The sequence below is a fragment of the Qipengyuania atrilutea genome, assembly GCF_013370205.1.
Lineage (GTDB): Bacteria > Pseudomonadota > Alphaproteobacteria > Sphingomonadales > Sphingomonadaceae > Actirhodobacter > Actirhodobacter atriluteus.
The window spans coordinates 304,932-323,346 of the sequence record NZ_JABWGV010000001.1; the positions used below are offsets into that span (position 1 = coordinate 304,932).

Here is an 18,415-nt window from a genome sequence, read left to right on the forward strand (position 1 = left end):
CCCGATTGCCAGTTTAAAAAAACGGCATAAAAGTTGCGCCGGACCCGGGGGCAATCACGCGCTTCGGGTCCGGAGTAAGTCCGCCGTATGCTATTCGGCCGTATTAAACCGCTCGACGCAATTCTGAACGTCGCAGCGAAGAAGTCGCTTCCCCGAACCTTAGGCGCTTTCCAACTGATGCTGTTCGGCATCGGATGCGTCATCGGGACCGGGATTTTCGTCCTCACCGCCGCGGGTGCGCAAAAAGCCGGCCCCGGCCTCATGCTGGCTTTCGCCATTGCCGGCGCGATCTGCATCGTCGCCGCCCTTTGCTATGCAGAGATCGCGGCGATGATCCCCGTATCGGGGTCCGCCTACACCTACACTTACGCCACCATGGGCGAACTGCTCGCCTGGACGGTGGGCTGGGCGCTCATTCTCGAATATGCGGTTGCCGCGAGTGCCGTGTCGGTCGGATGGTCCGGCTATTTCGCCGGTACGATCCTGAACGAGTTTCTCGGTATCCAGCTGCCGGCATGGCTCGCTGCCGGGCCGCTCATATTGGGCGGCGCCCCGGGCGGGTTCATCAACCTGCCCGCACTCGTCATCGCTCTGCTGGTAACCTGGCTGCTGGTGCTCGGCACGCGCGAGAGCGCTTTGTTCAATACCGTGCTGGTTGCGATCAAGGTTACGGCGCTGACGGTCTTTCTGGTCCTGACGTTGCCTGAAATCGAGATGCAGCGGTTCAATCCGCTTCTTCCGGCGGGCGTGTTCGGTGGGTTCGGTAGCGGCATTGGTGCAGTAGGCGCGGCGGCGACGATCTTCTTCGCCTATGTCGGCTTCGACGCCGTTTCGACCGCGGCGGAAGAGACCAAGAACCCGCAGCGCAACGTGCCGATCGGGCTCGTCGGATCGCTATTGTTCTGCACCGTCTTCTACATCCTCGTCGCAGCCGGAGCGATCGGCAGCATCGGCGGACAGCCCATCATGGGGCCGGACGGCATTCCTTTCCCGGCAGGTTCGGAGGAACTCGCGCGGCAATGCGCGCTGCCCCAATATGCGGGCATGCTCGTCTGCTCGGACGAAGCGCTTGCCCATGTGCTGCGCGAGATCGGATACTCAGGGATCGGCAACATGCTCGGTATCGCAGCCTTCGTTGCGCTACCGTCGGTAATCCTCGTTCTGCTGTTCGCACAGACGCGCATCTTCTTCGTGATGAGCCGTGATGGGCTCTTGCCGGAGGGGCTGAGCAAAGTGCATCCGAAGTGGAACACGCCCTACATCGTCACCTACATCACCGGCGCGGTCGTCGCCGTAGGCGCAGCGTTTTTGCCGGTTGGCCAGCTTGCCGACATATCGAACGGGGGGACGCTGTACGCATTCATGATGGTTGCCATCGCAGTGATGATCCTGCGCCGGACTGCGCCCGGAGTGAAGCGCCACTTCCGTACGCCGGCATTGTGGCTGGTGGGACCGGCGACGATCCTCGGCTGTATCTTCCTGTTCCTGAACCTGCCGTTCCTGGCGATGCTCGTTTTGCCGATCTGGGCGGCGATCGGGCTGGTGATCTATTTCGCGTACAGCCGCGGCAACAGCCGTCTCGGGCGGGGCATTGTGGAAGTGGTCGACGATGTCGAAGGCGACGAAACGGCCATCCCTCTCGGCGAGCGGTAAACGCGCATAAGAAAAGCCGCCGGACCTTCGATGGACCGGCGGCTCAATTCTTCGACTGTAATAATCGTCAGAGTGCGGTTTCGGTGTGGTGCTCACCCGCTTCGTCGCGCACATCCATGCCAAGCGCCATCTTTGCGTTAGTTAGCACGCCCATATCGCTGTTCCAGATTTCGGCCTTGCCGAGTTCCATGCGCAGCATCAGCAGGTTCGGATCGTCCTTGCCGTCGAACCATGCCTCGACATGACGGTCCCATTCCTTTTCGAGCCGTTCGCGGCTTTTTTCCTCGACAAGAACACCTTCGAAGCGCGCAAAGATCTCGTGACCCTTGCTGGAGAACGTCGCGAAGGCCGGACCCATTTTCGCAAGATGGTGGTCCTTGCGCGTGAAGAACCAGATTTCGCTGTTCGCATGCTTGTCGAGCTGTGCGGTCATGACCACGGCATCGCCCGGCTGTTCCTTACGCTCAAGAAACACGAACGGAGAATCGGCGAGCGCCTTCCAGAATTTGGTCTTCAATTCGTCCGCATTGCCTTCTTTGTAATCCATCGGTTGCTCCTTTTAATTTCACTCACAGGAACGGAGCGGAGCGCGTCTTTGTTCCGGTTTTGCACGCTGCCTTGCCGTAAGCGCGCTCGCGGCGAGCAGAATCTGCTGGTTAATGCGGCAGCAAGAACATATATGGAACACGAAAGGTCCATATGCGCGAATTGTCTATTCTTGAGAAACTGGAAATCCTCGCCGACGCTGCGAAGTACGACGCTTCTTGCGCATCGTCCGGCACCGCGAAGAAGAACAGCATCGGCGGGAAGGGGATTGGGTCGACCGAGGGGATGGGCATCTGTCATGCCTATGCGCCCGATGGCCGGTGCATTTCGCTTCTCAAGGTTCTGCTGACCAATCACTGCATCTTCGACTGCCACTACTGCATCAACCGAAAGAGTTCGAACGTGCGCCGCGCGCGATTTACTCCGCAGGAAGTCGCGGACCTGACGCTCAATTTCTATCGCCGTAACTATATCGAGGGCCTGTTTCTTTCTTCCGGTATTATCAGGAGCTCCAATCACACGATGGAGCAACTGGTGGAGACTGCGCGGATCTTACGGGAAGAGCATGATTTTCGCGGATACATTCATCTCAAGACCATTCCCGAGGCTGATCCAGAGCTTGTCCACCAGGCGGGCCTCTTTGCGGACCGGGTGTCGATCAACGTCGAATTGCCTACTGACAGCGGGTTGACCCGGCTCGCGCCTGACAAGGATGCGCGCCAGATCGAAGGCGCGATGGGCGGCATGAAAAGCGCGATCGTTCAGGCGAAGGTCGAGCGAAAGACGTTCAAGCACGCGCTGCGCTTCGCTCCGGCCGGACAGTCGACGCAGATGATTATTGGCGCGGATTCAGCGAGTGATGCGGATATCGTCGGGAAGGCGAGCCGGCTCTATGACAACTTCCGCCTGCGCCGCGTATATTATTCTGCCTTCTCACCGATCCCCGATGCCAGCGCCGTCTTGCCGCTGAAGCGTCCGCCGCTGATCCGCGAACACCGGCTTTATCAGTCGGACTGGCTCATGCGCTTCTATGGCTACAAGCCGGGCGAGGTCATGCAGGCGACCGAAGCGGACGGTAATCTGCCGCTCGACATCGACCCAAAACTCGCCTGGGCACTGAAGTTTCGTGAGTTCTTTCCTGTCGACGTGAACCGGGCGAGCAAAGAGCGTCTGCTGCGCGTTCCGGGGCTAGGTGTGAAGGCAGTGTACAAGATTCTCGCAGCCAGGCGGCACAAGAGCTTGCGCCTTGAGGATGTCGGCAAACTGACGGTTTCGATCGCGAAGGTTCGACCGTTCCTGATTGCCAGCGATTGGCGTCCGGTCGCCTTGACCGACCGGGCCGATCTGCGTGCGCTTCTCGCTCCCAAACAGGAGCAACTCGAACTGTTCGCTGCATGAACGAGACCGGCGAAAGGATCGTGCCGGTCTGCACGGTGGTTGAGCTTCCCGCGCCTGACGATTTCGCCTTTTGGCGTGAACGTGCACGTACGCTGGTGCAACAGGGCGTTCCGCCCGATCAGGTCGTCTGGCGCGAGCCGGGGCAGGCGGGCGATCTCTTCGGCGGGAACGAAGCGAGCATCGTCGATGCGCCGGTCGATACTGCAGCCGCGCGTACCGTGCGCGCGAATAAAAGGTATCTGTCGCTCGCGAAGAATGCCGCGCTTCATTCCGATCCGCAGCGTTTCGCTCTGCTCTACCGGCTTCTCTGGCGGCTCCAGATCAATCCGCGGCTAATGGATGACAAGACCGACGACGACGTGCGCCGGATCGAAGAAATGGACAAGAACGTCCGCCGCGATAGTCACAAGATGCATGCCTTCGTCCGCTTTCGCCGCATTGAGGGCGACGACGCGGACGGCGATCATTACGTCGCGTGGTTCGAGCCGGAACATCACATCGTGCGCGCGAACGCGGGCTTTTTCATGCGCCGCTTTGCCAATATGCAATGGTCGATCCTGACGCCGAAGGGCTGCCTGCACTGGGACGGCGAGACCATGCGCGAAAGCCCCCCTGCGCATAAATCGGACGCGCCCGATGGCGATCCCGTCGAGGAACTTTGGCGCAGCTACTACGCTTCGATCTTCAACCCCTCTCGGCTCAAGGTCGGCGCGATGCTGTCCGAAATGCCGAAGAAGTACTGGAAGAACATGCCCGAGGCCGAGCTTATCCCGGCTCTCATCGCGGGCGCGCAGAAGCGGGAGGCCGAGATGGTCGCACAGGGCGGAAGTTTGTTTGAAGAGCGTCCCGAAACGCTCGCCGCGATCGACAAGGCGATCCACGCTTGCCGCGAATGCCCGATCGGCGCGCTCGATAACGATGCGGTAATGGGCGAGGGGCCGAGCGATCCCGAAGTGTTTTCCGGCTTGATGATAGTCGGGGAACAGCCCGGCGATAACGAGGACGTCGAGGGACGCCCGTTCGTCGGTCCTGCGGGTCAGCTGCTCGACGTGCACCTGCAGAAGGCCGGCATCGAGCGTAGCGCCGCCTACGTCACCAACGCGGTCAAGCATTTCAAATTCGTCCAGCGCGGCAAGCGGAGATTGCACCAATCGCCCACGGCGAAGGAAATCGATACGTGCCGCTGGTGGCTCGAAAGCGAGCGCGAGATCGTACAGCCGAAGCTGACGCTCGCGCTTGGGGCGAGCGCAGGCCGCGCCATGCTCGGCAAGACGGTGAGCATTACCAAGGCGCGCGGAATGCCGCACAAGCTAGAAAGCGGCGGCGAACTTTGGATAACGGCGCATCCGTCTTATCTGTTGCGCCTCGACGGAGAAGCGCGCGACAAGCAGGAAAAACTGTTCGACGCGGACCTTGCCGCCGTGGCGGAGCGGCTCGCGGAACTGGCGTAAAGCGGGCGGGGGCGGAACCGGACCATACTGTCGGCGCTTGAGCAGCGAGGCATGCAAAACTTTTTTTCCAAGTGAAGTTGCCGTTCGATCTGTCGACGCGCATCGGGCGTTTTGCTGGCGATCGCCGGGTGATTGTGGTGTTCGTCCTGCTATGCTTTGCGCTTGTGGGGCGTGTCTGGCTGGCGCAGCACCCGCAACATAACCCGTGGGCACCGCTCGATCTGCGCGATCCTCCGGGCTGGGCTACCGATACGAAGCTGACGGGGTTAAAAGACGATCCGGAACTGTGCCGCGCCGTACTCGACCGCAGCGATGTTGCGTTTACCGATTTGCCGGCCAGCGAAGCGAGCGAGCCCGCCTGCGCTAGGCCGGACCGTGTCAAGCTCAACACCTTTCCCTACGCCGGGCGCAATCCGCCTTCGACCTGCGCGGTAGCGGCGAGCGCCGAATACTGGCATCGGCATAGCGTTGCTCCCGCAGCTGAAGAGATTTTCGGCAGCCCGCTCTCACGGATCGAGCATTTCGGGAGCTACTCCTGCAGGCGCCTCTACGGCCGCGACAGCGGCGCCTGGAGCGAGCACGCCACCGGCAACGCCATCGACATCGCGGCATTCGTGCTGGAAGACGGCACCCGCATCAGCGTGCTGGGCGATTGGGATGGTGGAGGCGACAAAGCGCGGTTCCTGCGCCAGGTCCGCGACGGGGCCTGCGATGCTTTTGGAACGGTGCTTTCGCCCGAATATAACGAAGCCCACGCCGACCATTTTCATTTCGATCAGGCGCAGCGTTTCGGCGGCGTCTGCCGCTAGGTCAGGACTCCAATGCGTATCCGGCTGAGCGCACGGTTCGGATCGGGTCCTTCACCCCTTCGATCTCGATTGCTTTGCGGAGGCGGCGGATATGTACGTCGACCGTTCGCAGTTCGATGTCGCTGCCCGTGCCCCATACGCCGTCGAGCAATTGCCCGCGGCTGAAGACGCGGCCGGGACTTTCCATGAAAAATTTCAGCAAGCGGTATTCCGTTGGTCCGAGCTGAAGCGTCTCGCCGCGCCGCTGCACTTTGTGCGCCACCGGATCGAGCCGCAGGTCGCCGACCTCGATCGCCTCGCCGGCGAGGGCAGGGCGGATGCGCCGCATGACCGCTGAGACTCGGGCGAGCAATTCGCGCGGAGAGAAGGGCTTCGTGATGTAATCGTCTGCGCCGGTTTCGAGGCCGCGGACGCGGTCATCTTCGGCTTCGCGCGCAGTGAGCATGATGATCGGCACATGGGCCGTCGCCTTGTCGCGGCGCAGGCGGCGGCAAACCTCGATTCCGCTGGTTCCCTCGATCATCCAGTCGAGGATGATGAGGTCGGGCACGTCCTCGCTCGCCATGACCAGTGCTTCGTCGCCGTCGGCGGTGACGCGGACCTTATAGCCCTCGTTCGAGAACCGGTATTCGAGCAGTTCCGACAAAGCCGGATCATCTTCCACCAAGATCAGTTTTGCGCCCGTCATCGCGGTTCCCCCGGCGCCCGCTTAATGATCTTCGTCGGGCGGATAGAGCCCGGTCGCGGCGAAATGGACCATCTCGGCGACGTTGGTAGCGTGATCCCCGATACGCTCGATGTTGCGGGCTACGAAAAGGAGCTGCGCCGCGCTCGAAATCGTCGCAGGATTCTCGACCATGTGGCTGACAAGGTTGCGAAAAATACTATCGTAGAACGCGTCGACCTTTTCGTCAGTCTTGATGACTTCCAGCGCCAGCTCCGGATCGCGGGCGGCATAGGCGGTCAGAACGTCATGGACCATTTCGGCGGCAACTTCGGCCATCGCTGGGATTAGCGTCAGCGGTTCGAAACGGGACCGGTTCTCGATCCGGTCGACCCGCTTGGCGATGTTTTTCGCATAATCGCCAATGCGTTCAACCACGCCAGCGATCTTAAGCGCGGCGATGACCTCGCGCAGATCGTCCGCCATCGGGGCGCGCAGGGCGATGACCCGGACCGCGAGCCGGTCGACCTCGGTTTCCAGGGCGTCGATCTTCTTGTCGCGCAGTACGACCTGCTTCCCGAGCTCTCCGTCGCCGCGGACCATCGATTCGATCGCTTCGTGTATGGACACTTCCGCGAGACCGCCCATCTCCGCGATAAGGCCGCGCAGGTGGGTAATGTCCTCGTCGAATGCCTTGACCGTATGTTCTGCCATTATCCGTACCGTCCGGTGATGTAATCCTTGGTCCGCTCTTCCAGCGGATTGGTGAATATGTCGGATGTCGGTCCGTATTCCACCATATGCCCAAGGTGAAAGAATGCCGTCCGCTGCGAAACGCGCGCCGCCTGCTGCATCGAGTGGGTAACGATGACGATTGCATACCGCCCGGCCAGATCCGCGATCAGTTCCTCGATCTTGGCCGTCGCGATGGGATCGAGTGCGCTACATGGCTCGTCCATCAGAATAACCTCGGGATCGACAGCGATCGCGCGTGCAATACATAGCCGCTGCTGCTGGCCGCCCGACAGCGCAGTGCCGGAATCGGCGAGGCGGTCCTTCACCTCTTCCCATAATCCTGCGCGGCGCAGCGACCTCTCGACCACTGAATCGAGTTCATCCTTCTTCTCTGCGAAACCATGGATACGCGGGCCGTAGGCGATGTTCTCGTAGATCGACTTGGGAAACGGATTGGGCTTCTGGAACACCATGCCGACACGCGCACGAAGCTGCACCACGTCCATTTTCGAACGGTAGATGTCTTCGCCGTCCAGCGTCACGCTGCCTTCCACGCGCGCGGCGGGAATGGTGTCGTTCATCCGGTTGAGCGTGCGCAGGAAAGTGGATTTGCCGCAGCCCGATGGGCCGATGAACGCGGTCACGACCGAAGAAGGGATGTCGATCGACACATCGTCGATCGCCTTCTTCTTGTCGTAGAAGACCGACACGTTCCGGGCCGCCATCTTGGCGTCCATCTTTTCCATGTTGTCGTGGATCAGTGTCACCACTTTTTCTCGAATTTGTTGCGGAGGTAGATTGCGAGGCCGTTCATAACGAGAAGGAAGGCAAGTAGCACGATAATTGCGGCACTGGTCCGCTCGACGAAGCCGCGGTCGATCTCGTCCGACCACAGAAAGATCTGCACCGGCAACACCGTCGCGGGCGAGGTGAAGCCATCGGGCGGACTGGCGACGAAAGCACGCATTCCGATCATCAGGAGCGGCGCCGTTTCACCGAGCGCCCGCGCCATGCCGATGATCGTGCCGGTAAGGATGCCGGGCAGGGCAAGCGGCAGTACGTGATGGAACACGACCTGGACCTTCGATGCGCCGAGCGCCAGCGCGCCGTCGCGGATCGAGGGCGGCACCGCCTTAATAGCGTTGCGGCCCGAAATCACGATGACCGGCATCGTCATCAGCGCGAGCGTCATGCCGCCGATCAGCGGAGCGGAACGCATGTTCGGAAAGATCCACAGGAATACGGCGAGACCGAGCAGACCGAAGATAATCGAGGGTACGGCCGCAAGGTTGTTGATCGATACCTCGATCACGTCGGTCCAGCGGTTACGCGGAGCGTATTCTTCAAGGTAGAGCGCGGCGAGCACGCCAATCGGAAAGGCCAGGATCAACGTCACGATCATCGTCAGGATCGAGCCCTTCAGCGCACCCCAGATGCCGACGAACTGCGGGCTCGTCGCATCGGATCGAACGAGGAAACCGCTATCGAAATTGCTCTGCAACACGCCTTGCTCCGCAAGCTGCGCGGCAAGCGCACGCATTTCGGGCGAGCCCTCGTTTGCGAGGCCGGATGCAAGCTTGGCGTCGGCGGGCAGCCAGAAAGTCTCGGACCGTTGCAGCAGGCTGGGGTCGGCAGCGATAGCTGCGCCGACATCGCGCCATGCTGCACTCGCGATCACCTCGCTTGCATCGACACCAATCTCCTGCGTCGCGGCATTCTCGACGATCTGCTCGAGGCCCTGCGCCTGAAGCGTCTGCATACCGGCGGGAGTGGACAAGATGGACGGGTCGCCGGACAGGCCGCTCGCGGCGAAGTCGATCGGCACGCGCACTTCGGCGCGCTGGAACCCGCCGATTGCGTTCGCGCTCATGGTGACCAGCAGAATGAACAGCACCGCGACCGAAAACAGGATCGCCGCGAGCCCCAGATACTTGAACCGGCGTTCCGCCTTGTAGCGTTTCGCAAGGCGTTTCTCGAATATCTCGGTGCGCGTCGGGGGGGTGGCCTGCGCCATTATTCGTATGCCTCCCGGAAGCGCTTGACGACGCGCAGCGCCACGAAATTAAGCCCCAGCGTCACGAGGAACAGCACGAAGCCTAAGGCAAAGGCGGCAAGCGTCGCAGGATGGTCGAAACTGCCTTCGCCCGTCAGTAGCGCGACGATCTGGTAGGTTACCGTCGTCATCGTCTCCAGCGGGTTGGCCGTGAGGTTCGCCGCGGCGCCGGCGGCCATGACGACGATCATCGTTTCGCCGATCGCGCGGCTGATGGCGAGCATTATCCCGGCGACGATCCCGGGAAGGGCGGCCGGAACCAGCACGCGGCGGATCGTCTCGGATGTGGTCGCTCCCATCGCAAGGCTGCCGTCACGCATGGCGTTGGGCACGGCGGCGATGGAATCGTCGGCCATCGAGGAGACGAACGGAATGATCATGACGCCCATGACGAGACCGGCTGCCAGCGCGCTCTCGCTCGAAGCGTTGGCGATGCCGACCGACTGCGCGACGTCACGGATGAACGGCGCGACCGTCAGCGCCGCGAAATATCCGTAGACGACCGTGGGCACACCGGCGAGTATCTCAAGCGTCGGCTTGAGCCAGCTGCGCCACGTAGGGCTTGCATATTGCGTGAGGTAGATCGCGCTCATCAGGCCGAGCGGTATGGCGACGATCATGGCGATGATGGCGCCGATATAGATCGTACCCCAGAACAGCGGGATCGCCCCGTAGCGCGTCGGATCGGGGTTTTCCGGGTTGGCGATCGGGTCTGGCCCCCATTCCGTTCCGAACAGGAAATCGACCGGGTTGATCATCCCGAAGAACCGCACCGTCTCGAACACGAGACTGGCGACAATCCCGAGCGTGGTGAGGATCGCGACGAGCGAAGCGACGAGCAGGATCGCGAGCACGGCTCGCTCGACCTTGGTGCGTGCGCCGAAGTCGGGTTTCAGGCGCAGGAACGCTTGGCTCCCGGCAAGCAGGCCGATTATTATCGTCGCGAGGATGCCGATAAGGTTATAGCGCGACAGTGCCTCCCGATACGGCTCGACCAGCGGGACGGCATCTTCATCGAAGACCGCCAGGGCATTGCCGCTCGCCACCGCCCGCGCTTCGTTGAGGAGCGCATTCCGCTGAAGGTCGAAGTCCGGCAGGGCCTGACCCGCCGGGCTCGCCAGTACCGATTGAGTCACGAGTTCCGGCGCAATCGCGCTCCAGAGCGCGATGAACGCGAGCACCGGAAGCACCACCCATAGTGCCACGAACCACGCATGGTACTGCGGGCGCGCGCGGAGCCTTCCGGCACCTTCGCGCGCCTGGAAGCTCCACGCTTTCGCACGCGCAGCCAGCCACCCGGCGAGGCCCAGCCCGACCGCAAGCAGAAGCAGAAGCGAAAGCGACATGGTAAAGCGTCCTAGCCGGCCCGGGCCGGACTAGTCGAGGTCCGCCCGGGTAAGCGACGTCAATTCGTTGACGCGCCTGGTCTGTTCGGCCCGGACATCGTCGGGCGATGCTACAAGGCCGATCGAAGCGAGCGGACCGTCGCGGTCCCAGCTTTGCGCCCACTGGTTGAGGAACTCGCGCAGACCCTGGATCGGCTTCACATGCGCTTTCTTCACGTAAACGTAGAGCGGACGAGCACCGAGATAGTCGAAGCTGGCGATGTTCTCGTAAGTCGGCTCGACCCCGTTCATCGTCAGGCCCTGAACCTTGTCGGCGTTTTCCTCGAGATAGGAATAGCCGAACACGCCCACGGCCTGCGGGTTGCTTTCGATCTTCTGGACGATGAGGTTGTCCTGCTCGCCCTGCTCGACATACGCGCCGTCGTTGCGGACTTCGGTACAGATCTGTGCGTGGCGGTCCTCGTCGGTCTCAGCGAGTGCTTCCATCTCCGGATTGGTGTCGCAGCCCGGTTCCAGCACGAGTTCCTTCAGCGCATCGCGCGTGCCCGACGTGGGAGGGGGGCCGTACACGAGGATACGTTGGTCGGGCAGAGACGGATCAACATCGGACCACAGCTCCGCGGTCTGCTCCTGCCCGTAGGGATTTGCGGCGAGCGCCTCGTACACGATCTTGGGCGTCAGGTTCATCGAGATACCGCCCTTGGCCGAAGCCAGAGCCAGTCCGTCGAGACCGACCTGAAGTTCCACGATCTCCTCGACGCCGTTCGCCTGACATTCTTCGAACTCGGACACCTTGATTCGCCGCGAGGCGTGGGTGATGTCCGGCGTATCGGAGCCGACGCCCGCACAGAACAGTTTGAAGCCAGCACCCGTGCCTGTCGATTCGATGATTGGCGAACTGATGTCCGGATTGGAGCGGGTCATCTGTTCGGCAACCGTCTTCGCGAAGGGGAACACGGTCGATGAGCCGACCGCGCGAACCTGGTTGCGCGTTTCCGAACTGCCGCCGCCGCTGCCGCAGGCTGCTACGGCCAGTGCGCCGAGCGAAACCGCGAGAAAATTCTTCAGTTTTGACATTGCTTAGATCCCTTGAGTTTAAGCTGTCCGAATCCTGCTTGCCCTAGAGCGATGGATTGTTACGAATTGGCGACATTTTCGCGACTTTGCCGCCACGCGGGCAGTGCATTCGAAATCAGATGCATCACGGCAACGCACCGCATCAGAAATCTATCTGGGCGCGAACGCCGAGGCTGTCGACGCTGTAGGAAGTTTCGCCATCCTTTGCCGGGATCACCGCGCCGTCATAGGCGAGGCGACCATAGCTCATAAGGAAGCGGGTGTAATCGGTCGGGGTCCAGACGAGAGACGCGATATAGCCGTTCTGCATCCCGCCCGTGATCACGCCGTCGGTCAGGTCGAGGTAGTCGTAGCGCAGGTTCACCTGCAACGCTCCGAAACCGCCTTCGCCGACAGGATTGGCCGGCTTTACCCGGTCGAATACACCGGCCTTGTAACCGCGCGTGTCGCCGGAGGTAAGAAAGTAGCCGACTTCCGCATAACCGCCGAAGAAGTCCGCGTCCTCGATGTCGCCGGGGCGGCTCACCGTTTGCCAGAATGCTTCGCCGGCCGCGTGGAAAGGTCCGCTGATAAAGGCGCTCTCGAGACCGATGCCGCGTTCGCTGCGCGCGTCGAAGCTGCGCGTATCGACGAAGCGCGTATCGGTGAAATGTACGAGCGGTCGGTAGCGATAGCGTAGGCTATCTGCGGGGGCGATGTCGGCATAGTGCAGGGATCCGCCCAGATGCATCTGCGAATCGCCGATCTTCGGCAGGTAGACCGCGCGTCCGTCGACGCCCCAGCGTTCGCCGGGCAGGTCTTCGATATTATCGCTGAACACGCCGCCCTGGATGAGCACGTCGCCCGAAAGGTACTCTGCCGATACGCCGAGCAGCCGCTCGAACCCGAATGCATCGGTGAACGCGGCCCGCTCGATATGCGAAGTGAACCGGCTGCTGGTGAGTTCGTCGAGGCTCTGGAAGTTGTTGTGCTGGCCGATCGTGATCGTCGCGCCGCCGCTACCGTAGGTAAGTATGGCATCGGTGATTTCCGCGCCCTCTGCGAAATCGACCTCGACCTTGTAGCCGAAGCCGCCCGGAATATCGCCTTCGACGCCGAGGCGGATGCGGCGCGCTTCGCTGCCGAACCCGTCGTCTACGCCGGTTCCGGAAGGCGCGTCGACGACGCCCGCGTCGAAATTGAAGCGCCCGCGCGGCTTGAAGCTCCACCCTCCGCGTCCTTCGATGACCGGAGCACCTTTCCACGCAACGTCGAAAGGGGGCTCGGACGCGTCGACGGGCGTCTCCGCAACGGCAGTATCGGCAGCAGGCGGAACGTCGCTGTTGGTTAGTGTCGTCACGGATGCGCGGTCTTCACGCTCAAGTTCGTCGACGCGTGCCGTCAACGCCTCGATCTGTGCGCGCAATTCGGCGATCTCGGCTGCTCGGCTATCCGCATCCTGCGCGGCAGCTGGAGTGGCAACGACGACCGGCACCGCGGCAGAGATGGCGAGAAGGCCCAGCCGCGTCGTATTCTTCCGCATTGTGCGAAGCCTCTTCCGGTCCCGTTTGTTACGATACGGCGGCACTTCTATGACCGTTGTGTTACAGTTTTTTGACGGCCGAGTGCGGAAGTTTGGCACAGCTTCGGCGTATCGCTACGCAGGTTCGGCGTCGTCGCTTTCTTGGATGAGCGGAAACCTTACCGACACAAGTGTTCCGTTTCCGATGCTGCTCTCGATATCGAGTCGGCCCCGATGCCGCTCGACGATATGCTTGACGATGGCGAGGCCGAGGCCGGTTCCGCCCGAGGCCCTGCTGCGCCCCGGATCGGTGCGGTAAAACCGGCGGGTCAGATGCGGCAAATGCTCTTCGGAGATGCCGTCGCCGAAATCCTTCACGGCTAACCGTACGTGACCTGCCCGGCCATGCTCGAGCGTCACTGTCACGGGCTTGTCCTGTGCACCGTATTTGAACGCGTTATCCACAAGATTGCGCACAAGCTGTTCGATCTGCTGGCGGTCCCCGGCAATCGTGAACTCACCCTCAAGATTGAGTTCGAGCCGGTCCTGCCGTTCCGCGGTAGCCCCATCATGCGCCGCGCGCTCGACCACTTCCTTCAGTTCGATGTGATCTTGCGGCAGATCGTGTTTCTCCGCCTCGACCCGCGACAATGACATGAGATCGCTGACGAGGTCCTGCATTCGGCGCGCTTCGCTCAGGATAGTATCGAGGAAGTGTTCGCGCTTCTCTGCATCGATCCGGTCACCGTCGTCGCGCAGTGTCTCGACATAGCCGATGATGCTTGCAAGCGGCGTACGCAGTTCGTGGCTGGCATTGGCGACGAAGTCGGTATGCGCGCGCCCGATATCGGCCTCGGCAGTCCGGTCGATAAGCTCGATGACCGCCATGCGGCTGTCGATCGTCTGGCGCCCCATGCGCCAGATGTCGCGCCGCCTGACTAGACCGCGAACGAGAGTGGTTCCGCCGCTATTCGAATTGATGAGTTCGATTGCTGCCGGATTGCGGAAAGCAACGCGCGCGTCCTGGCCGATGATGTGACTGCCGAGCAGCTTACGCGCCTCGTTGTTCGCGACCGAGATCTTGCCATCCTCGGTAAGAAGGAGCGGCGTACCCGACAGTTCCAGCATGTCGCGCATTGTCTCGCGGTCAAGCGGGTTGGCCTGCGCGGGGGCCGCAGCCGGCGGAGGATTTCCGCCTGTCAGCCAAAGCGATCCGAGCCATACGAGAAGGACCGCGCCGCATAGCCAGATCGAAAGTCCGCCCAGCGCCAATGCCGTGCAGCTAGCGAGCGCGAGCGCGATGCCGCTGACCGGAATATCCCTCACACTGCTCATTGCCTCGCCGTGTAACCTAACGGTCGCACGAGCGCCACGGCTTTGCAGCATTTCTGCCGGAAAGCGCTGTCACCGTGCATCTATAGAGAAAATGCCATCGGTGGTGACCCCTACGGGAATCGAACCCGTGTTTCAGCCGTGAAAGGGCCGCGTCCTAACCGCTAGACGAAGGGGCCAAGTGCGAAGCAGATGCTCGCGAACCGATGGCGTGGCGGCGCAATTAGGCAGGCTCGCCGTTCCAGTCAAGCACATCGCACGCAGTTTTTGAGAAAAGCTTCTGCGCATGCACTCGATCAGTCCGCCCAGGCCGCATCTTCGAGGTGCAGTTCGGCCGCCGGTCGTGCCCCCCAGTCGTCGATCTTCACCCGTCCGGCGAGCCACAGCTTACGTCCCTTCGCGCCATGAAGGAGGTTTTGCCCGAGCTCACTGTCGGCTGCCCGAAACGCGATTCCCTTAAACGATTTGCCGTCGTCACCTCGCGCGATCAGGCGGACATGGTCGGTCCCGACGATGTCGCATTTGACCAGCGCAACCGGCCCGACCGCGACGCGCGGTCCCGGCCAGCCTACGCCGTAGGGGCCAGCCGCATCCAGCATCGTCACAAGTTCCGGGACGAGCCCGCCCGGAGCGACGCCGATGTCGAGCAACATGTCCTGTGTTTCCAAGGCTTTGGTGACGCGATTTGCCAACCTTTCGTCGAGCCACTCACCGAGCTCTTCGATCCGGCCTGCATCGACCGTGAGGCCGGCGGCCATGGCGTGTCCGCCGCCAGCGACCAGCAATCCCTCTTCGCGTGCAGCGATGATGGCCGCGCCCAGATCGACCCCGGCAATCGAGCGGCCCGATCCCTTGCCCTGACCGTCTTCCCCGATGGCCACGACCAGCGAAGGCTTGCCGGTCTTCTCCTTGATGCGCCCTGCGACGATGCCGATGACGCCTGGATGCCAGCCGCTTCCGGCCAGCAGATGTACGCTGCGGTTGTGCTGCGACGAAAGCAGTTCTTCGGCTGCTTCCTGCACCTCGCGCTCGATCGCGCGGCGCTCTTCGTTGAGCCCGGATAGCTGCTCGGCGATGTCACGGGCCTCGTCCGGATCTTCGGTTGTGAGCAGTCGCACACCTAGCGTCGATTCGCCGACCCGCCCGCCTGCATTGATCCGTGGTCCGAGCGCAAAGCCGAGATCGCTGCACAGCGGCGCGCGGTTGAGTCGGCTTGCATCAATCAGTGCCGCCATGCCGGTGTTCTGCCGCTTCGCCATGACCTTGAGCCCCTGCGACACGAAGGCGCGGTTGAGGCCGTGGAGCGCGGCCACGTCCGCCACCGTGCCTAGCGCGACCAGATCGAGCAGACTCATCAGGTCGGGCTCTTCGCGGCTTCTGAAGTAGCCCTGTTCGCGCAAGGTGCGCACGACTTCGATTGCGAGCAGGAAGGCGACGCCGACCGCGGCCAGATGACCGTGCTCTGCCGCTTCGTCGCATTCGTCGAGCCGGTTCGGATTGACCAGCGCGAGCGCTCTCGGCAGCTCGCCCGCACACTTGTGATGATCGACCACAATGACGTCGATCCCCGCGTCATGCGCCTGCGCCAATGCGTCGAAAGCCATCGCGCCGCAATCTACGGTGACGATGAGGCTCGAACCTTCCTCGCCCAGCTTGACCAGCGCTTCGCCCGAGGGGCCGTAACCTTCGAGCAGGCGGTCGGGGATGTAGTAGCGCGCCTCTGCGCCAAGCATCTTGAACAGGCGGATGAGCAGGGCCGCGCTGGTTGCTCCATCGACGTCGTAATCGCCATAGACCGTTACGGCTTCGCCTGAGAGAACGGCTTGGGCAATACGCGCGGCAGCTGGTTTCATATCCTGGAAGATCGACGGGTCGGGGAGGAATGCGCGCAGCGTCGGCGTGCGCTGGCGCTCGACATCGTCCGGTTCGACCCCCCGAGCCAGGAGCAGCTGCGTAATCAGATCCTGCCCGCTAGCGCCCGCACCGATGTCCATGTTACCGCCGCGCCAGCGCCAGCGCTTGCCCGAAAGCGAGCGTTCGATGCCGTAAGGGGCGGCGGATGCGGTGCGGGTTGCCATCGGGCTATCCTATGCCTGGCGGGCAGGCTTTGAAACCGGCAGCGTTTGACAATCGACAGCCGCGCTTCGCATAGCTGCGCACATGACTGCGCCGCTTCTCATCGTCTGGCATTCGCGCACCGGCGCTTCGCGGGCTATGGCGGAGGCGGCTGCCGAGGGGGCGGGGGAGGCCGCCGACATTCGCAGCGCCGCCGAGACCGAGCCTAAGCATATCCTCGGAGCAAGCGGATACCTGTTCGTCTGCCCGGAGAACCTGGCCACGATGAGCGGGATGATGAAGGACATGTTCGATCGCTGCTATTACCCCGTGCTCGGCCGGATCGAGGGGCGGGCGTTCGCAACGATCATCGCTGCCGGCTCCGACGGGGAGGGCGCGCAGGCGCAAATCGACCGGATCGCAAAAGGCTGGCGGTTGAAGCGCGTGGCAGAGCCGCTGATCGTCAATTTCGACGCGCAAACACCCGAGACCATCCTCGCCGACAAGACCGTGCCGGGGGACACGCTCGCGCAGTGCCGCGAGATGGGCGAGGCAATGGCGGAGGGGCTTGCAGCGGGCATCTTCTAGCCGCGCGGAAAAGACTGCGATTTCGTGCCGAGCGCGTCTTTCGCGTCGCTGTACTGCTCCGCCAGACGGTCCACGATGGCTGCGACCGGTTCCACCGCGCCGACTGCACCGATGCCTTGGCCCGAACCCCAGATGTCCTTCCACGCCTTCGACTTCTGATTGCCGCCCGAGCCGAAGTTCATCTTGCTCGGATCGCTTTGGGGCAGATTGTCGGGGTCCATGCCCGCGTTCTCGATCGACTTGCGCAGGTAGTTGCCGTGCACGCCGGTGAAGAGGTTGGAGTAGACGATATCGCTCGCCCGGCCTTCGACGATCCCGTCCTTGTAACCTGCATCCGCATTGGATTCCGCAGCAGCGATCCACTGCGATCCGATATACGCGAAGTTAGCGCCAAGCGCCTGCGCCGCGAGGATCGAGCGGCCGTGCGCGATCGAGCCCGACAACGCCACCGGCCCGTCGAACCATTCGCGGATTTCCTGCATCAGCGCGAAGGGCGACAGCGTGCCCGCATGTCCGCCCGCTCCGGCGGCGACGGGGATCAGTCCGTCCGCGCCTTTCTCGATCGCCTTGTGCGCGAACATGTCGTTGATGACGTCATGCAGCACGATGCCGCCCCACGAATGCGCGGCCTCGAAGATCTCCTCCCGCGCGCCGAGCGAGGTGATCATCATCGGCACTTGCCACTTTCGGCACAGCTCCATGTCTTCTTCGAGCCGGTTGTTCGTCCTGTGAACGATCTGGTTGACCGCGAAGGGCGCGGCGGGCGCATCCGGGTTGTCGCGGCGGTGGGCTGACAGTTCCTCGGTGATTTGGTGCAGCCATTCATCGAGCTGCGAAGCGGGCCGGGCATTGAGCGCCGGGAAGCTGCCCACAATGCCTGCCTTGCACTGCGCGATCACGAGCTCGGGTCCGGAGACGATGAAGAGCGGCGCGCCGATGACCGGCAGGCGCATCCGGTCGAATAGCGGGTTTGGCGTCATGCTTCACAGGCTCCTAGTTCGCGTTCTATTTGCATACGCGGGTATGCCAGTATCGCCACGGTAGCAATCCTTCAGGATGGAACACATGGAACACGGTACAGGGGAGAAAATCCGGTCGGAAAGTTCTCTTGCATTTGCCAGTCGTTACGCGGCTTAGCGAGGGCATTTTCGAGGTCATTCAGAGCGGCTTAGCGTCACGCCTTCATGTAGGAAATAATCGGCCGCTG

At 62.3% G+C, this 18,415-nt stretch carries 16 protein-coding genes and 1 tRNA gene; 5 read left to right on the plus strand and 12 right to left on the minus strand.

Features of this window, described 5'->3' with window-relative positions; genetic code table 11:
• Positions 1–87 precede the first annotated feature (87 nt).
• Positions 88–1,653: an amino acid permease gene (locus HUV48_RS01520; protein WP_176266002.1), complete on the plus strand. Its 1,566-nt coding sequence runs from the start codon at positions 88–90 to the stop codon at positions 1,651–1,653.
• A 67-nt stretch (positions 1,654–1,720) separates the two neighbouring features.
• Here the strand turns inward: HUV48_RS01520 and HUV48_RS01525 are convergent, their stop codons facing one another.
• Positions 1,721–2,200, minus strand: a complete 480-nt coding sequence (locus HUV48_RS01525) for a pyridoxamine 5'-phosphate oxidase family protein (protein WP_176266003.1) — start codon at positions 2,198–2,200, stop codon at positions 1,721–1,723.
• 152 nt (positions 2,201–2,352) lie between these two features.
• On the opposite strand from HUV48_RS01525, the gene HUV48_RS01530 reads away from it, so the two are divergent.
• From HUV48_RS01530 to HUV48_RS01540, 3 genes are all read left to right on the plus strand, one after another.
• Positions 2,353–3,597, plus strand: coding sequence for a putative DNA modification/repair radical SAM protein (locus HUV48_RS01530; RefSeq protein ID WP_176266004.1), 1,245 nt, complete (start codon positions 2,353–2,355; stop codon positions 3,595–3,597).
• Positions 3,594–5,048, plus strand: a complete 1,455-nt coding sequence (locus HUV48_RS01535; RefSeq protein WP_176266005.1) for a UdgX family uracil-DNA binding protein — start codon at positions 3,594–3,596, stop codon at positions 5,046–5,048. The genes HUV48_RS01530 and HUV48_RS01535 overlap by 4 nt, the downstream gene beginning before the upstream one ends.
• Before the next feature lie 71 nt (positions 5,049–5,119).
• The gene (locus HUV48_RS01540) at positions 5,120–5,857 is read left to right on the plus strand and encodes an extensin-like domain-containing protein (protein WP_318656029.1); all 738 of its coding nucleotides are present in this window, start codon (positions 5,120–5,122) and stop codon (positions 5,855–5,857) included.
• Position 5,858: 1 nt separating this feature from the next.
• On the opposite strand, the gene phoB is transcribed toward HUV48_RS01540, so the two are convergent.
• The 10 genes from phoB to recJ form a co-directional block, all read right to left on the minus strand.
• Positions 5,859–6,545: a phosphate regulon transcriptional regulator PhoB gene (gene phoB / locus HUV48_RS01545; protein ID WP_176266006.1), complete on the minus strand. Its 687-nt coding sequence runs from the start codon at positions 6,543–6,545 to the stop codon at positions 5,859–5,861.
• A gap of 21 nt (positions 6,546–6,566) precedes the next feature.
• On the minus strand, positions 6,567–7,235 hold the full coding sequence (phoU, locus tag HUV48_RS01550; RefSeq protein ID WP_176266007.1) for a phosphate signaling complex protein PhoU: 669 nt from the start codon (positions 7,233–7,235) through the stop codon (positions 6,567–6,569).
• Positions 7,235–8,002, minus strand: a complete 768-nt coding sequence (pstB, locus tag HUV48_RS01555) for a phosphate ABC transporter ATP-binding protein PstB (protein ID WP_217906678.1) — start codon at positions 8,000–8,002, stop codon at positions 7,235–7,237. Before pstB ends, phoU begins: the two co-directional genes overlap by 1 nt.
• Positions 8,003–8,019: 17 nt before the next feature.
• On the minus strand, positions 8,020–9,270 hold the full coding sequence (pstA, locus tag HUV48_RS01560) for a phosphate ABC transporter permease PstA (protein ID WP_176266008.1): 1,251 nt from the start codon (positions 9,268–9,270) through the stop codon (positions 8,020–8,022).
• A complete protein-coding gene (gene pstC, locus HUV48_RS01565) occupies positions 9,270–10,655 on the minus strand; it encodes a phosphate ABC transporter permease subunit PstC (protein WP_176266009.1) in 1,386 nt (461 codons plus the stop codon). The genes pstA and pstC overlap by 1 nt, the downstream gene beginning before the upstream one ends.
• A gap of 30 nt (positions 10,656–10,685) precedes the next feature.
• Positions 10,686–11,732 carry a substrate-binding domain-containing protein gene (locus tag HUV48_RS01570; protein ID WP_176266010.1) on the minus strand — a complete coding sequence of 349 codons (1,047 nt, stop codon included), beginning with the start codon at positions 11,730–11,732 and terminating at the stop codon, positions 10,686–10,688.
• A gap of 142 nt (positions 11,733–11,874) precedes the next feature.
• Entirely contained in the window at positions 11,875–13,254 is a 1,380-nt protein-coding gene (locus HUV48_RS01575) for a porin (RefSeq protein ID WP_176266011.1), read from the minus strand.
• 114 nt (positions 13,255–13,368) lie between these two features.
• On the minus strand, positions 13,369–14,568 hold the full coding sequence (locus tag HUV48_RS01580) for a sensor histidine kinase (RefSeq protein WP_176266012.1): 1,200 nt from the start codon (positions 14,566–14,568) through the stop codon (positions 13,369–13,371).
• A 101-nt stretch (positions 14,569–14,669) separates the two neighbouring features.
• A tRNA-Glu gene (locus HUV48_RS01585) sits at positions 14,670–14,744 on the minus strand.
• Positions 14,745–14,861: 117 nt separating this feature from the next.
• Positions 14,862–16,643 carry a single-stranded-DNA-specific exonuclease RecJ gene (gene recJ, locus HUV48_RS01590; protein ID WP_176266013.1) on the minus strand — a complete coding sequence of 594 codons (1,782 nt, stop codon included), beginning with the start codon at positions 16,641–16,643 and terminating at the stop codon, positions 14,862–14,864.
• A gap of 82 nt (positions 16,644–16,725) precedes the next feature.
• On the opposite strand from recJ, the gene HUV48_RS01595 reads away from it, so the two are divergent.
• Positions 16,726–17,208, plus strand: coding sequence for a flavodoxin family protein (locus HUV48_RS01595; RefSeq protein ID WP_176266014.1), 483 nt, complete (start codon positions 16,726–16,728; stop codon positions 17,206–17,208).
• Here the strand turns inward: HUV48_RS01595 and HUV48_RS01600 are convergent.
• The gene (locus HUV48_RS01600) at positions 17,205–18,188 is read right to left on the minus strand and encodes an NAD(P)H-dependent flavin oxidoreductase (RefSeq protein WP_176266015.1); all 984 of its coding nucleotides are present in this window, start codon (positions 18,186–18,188) and stop codon (positions 17,205–17,207) included. The two genes, HUV48_RS01595 and HUV48_RS01600, sit on opposite strands and share 4 nt — an antisense overlap.
• Positions 18,189–18,415: the final 227 nt, after the last annotated feature.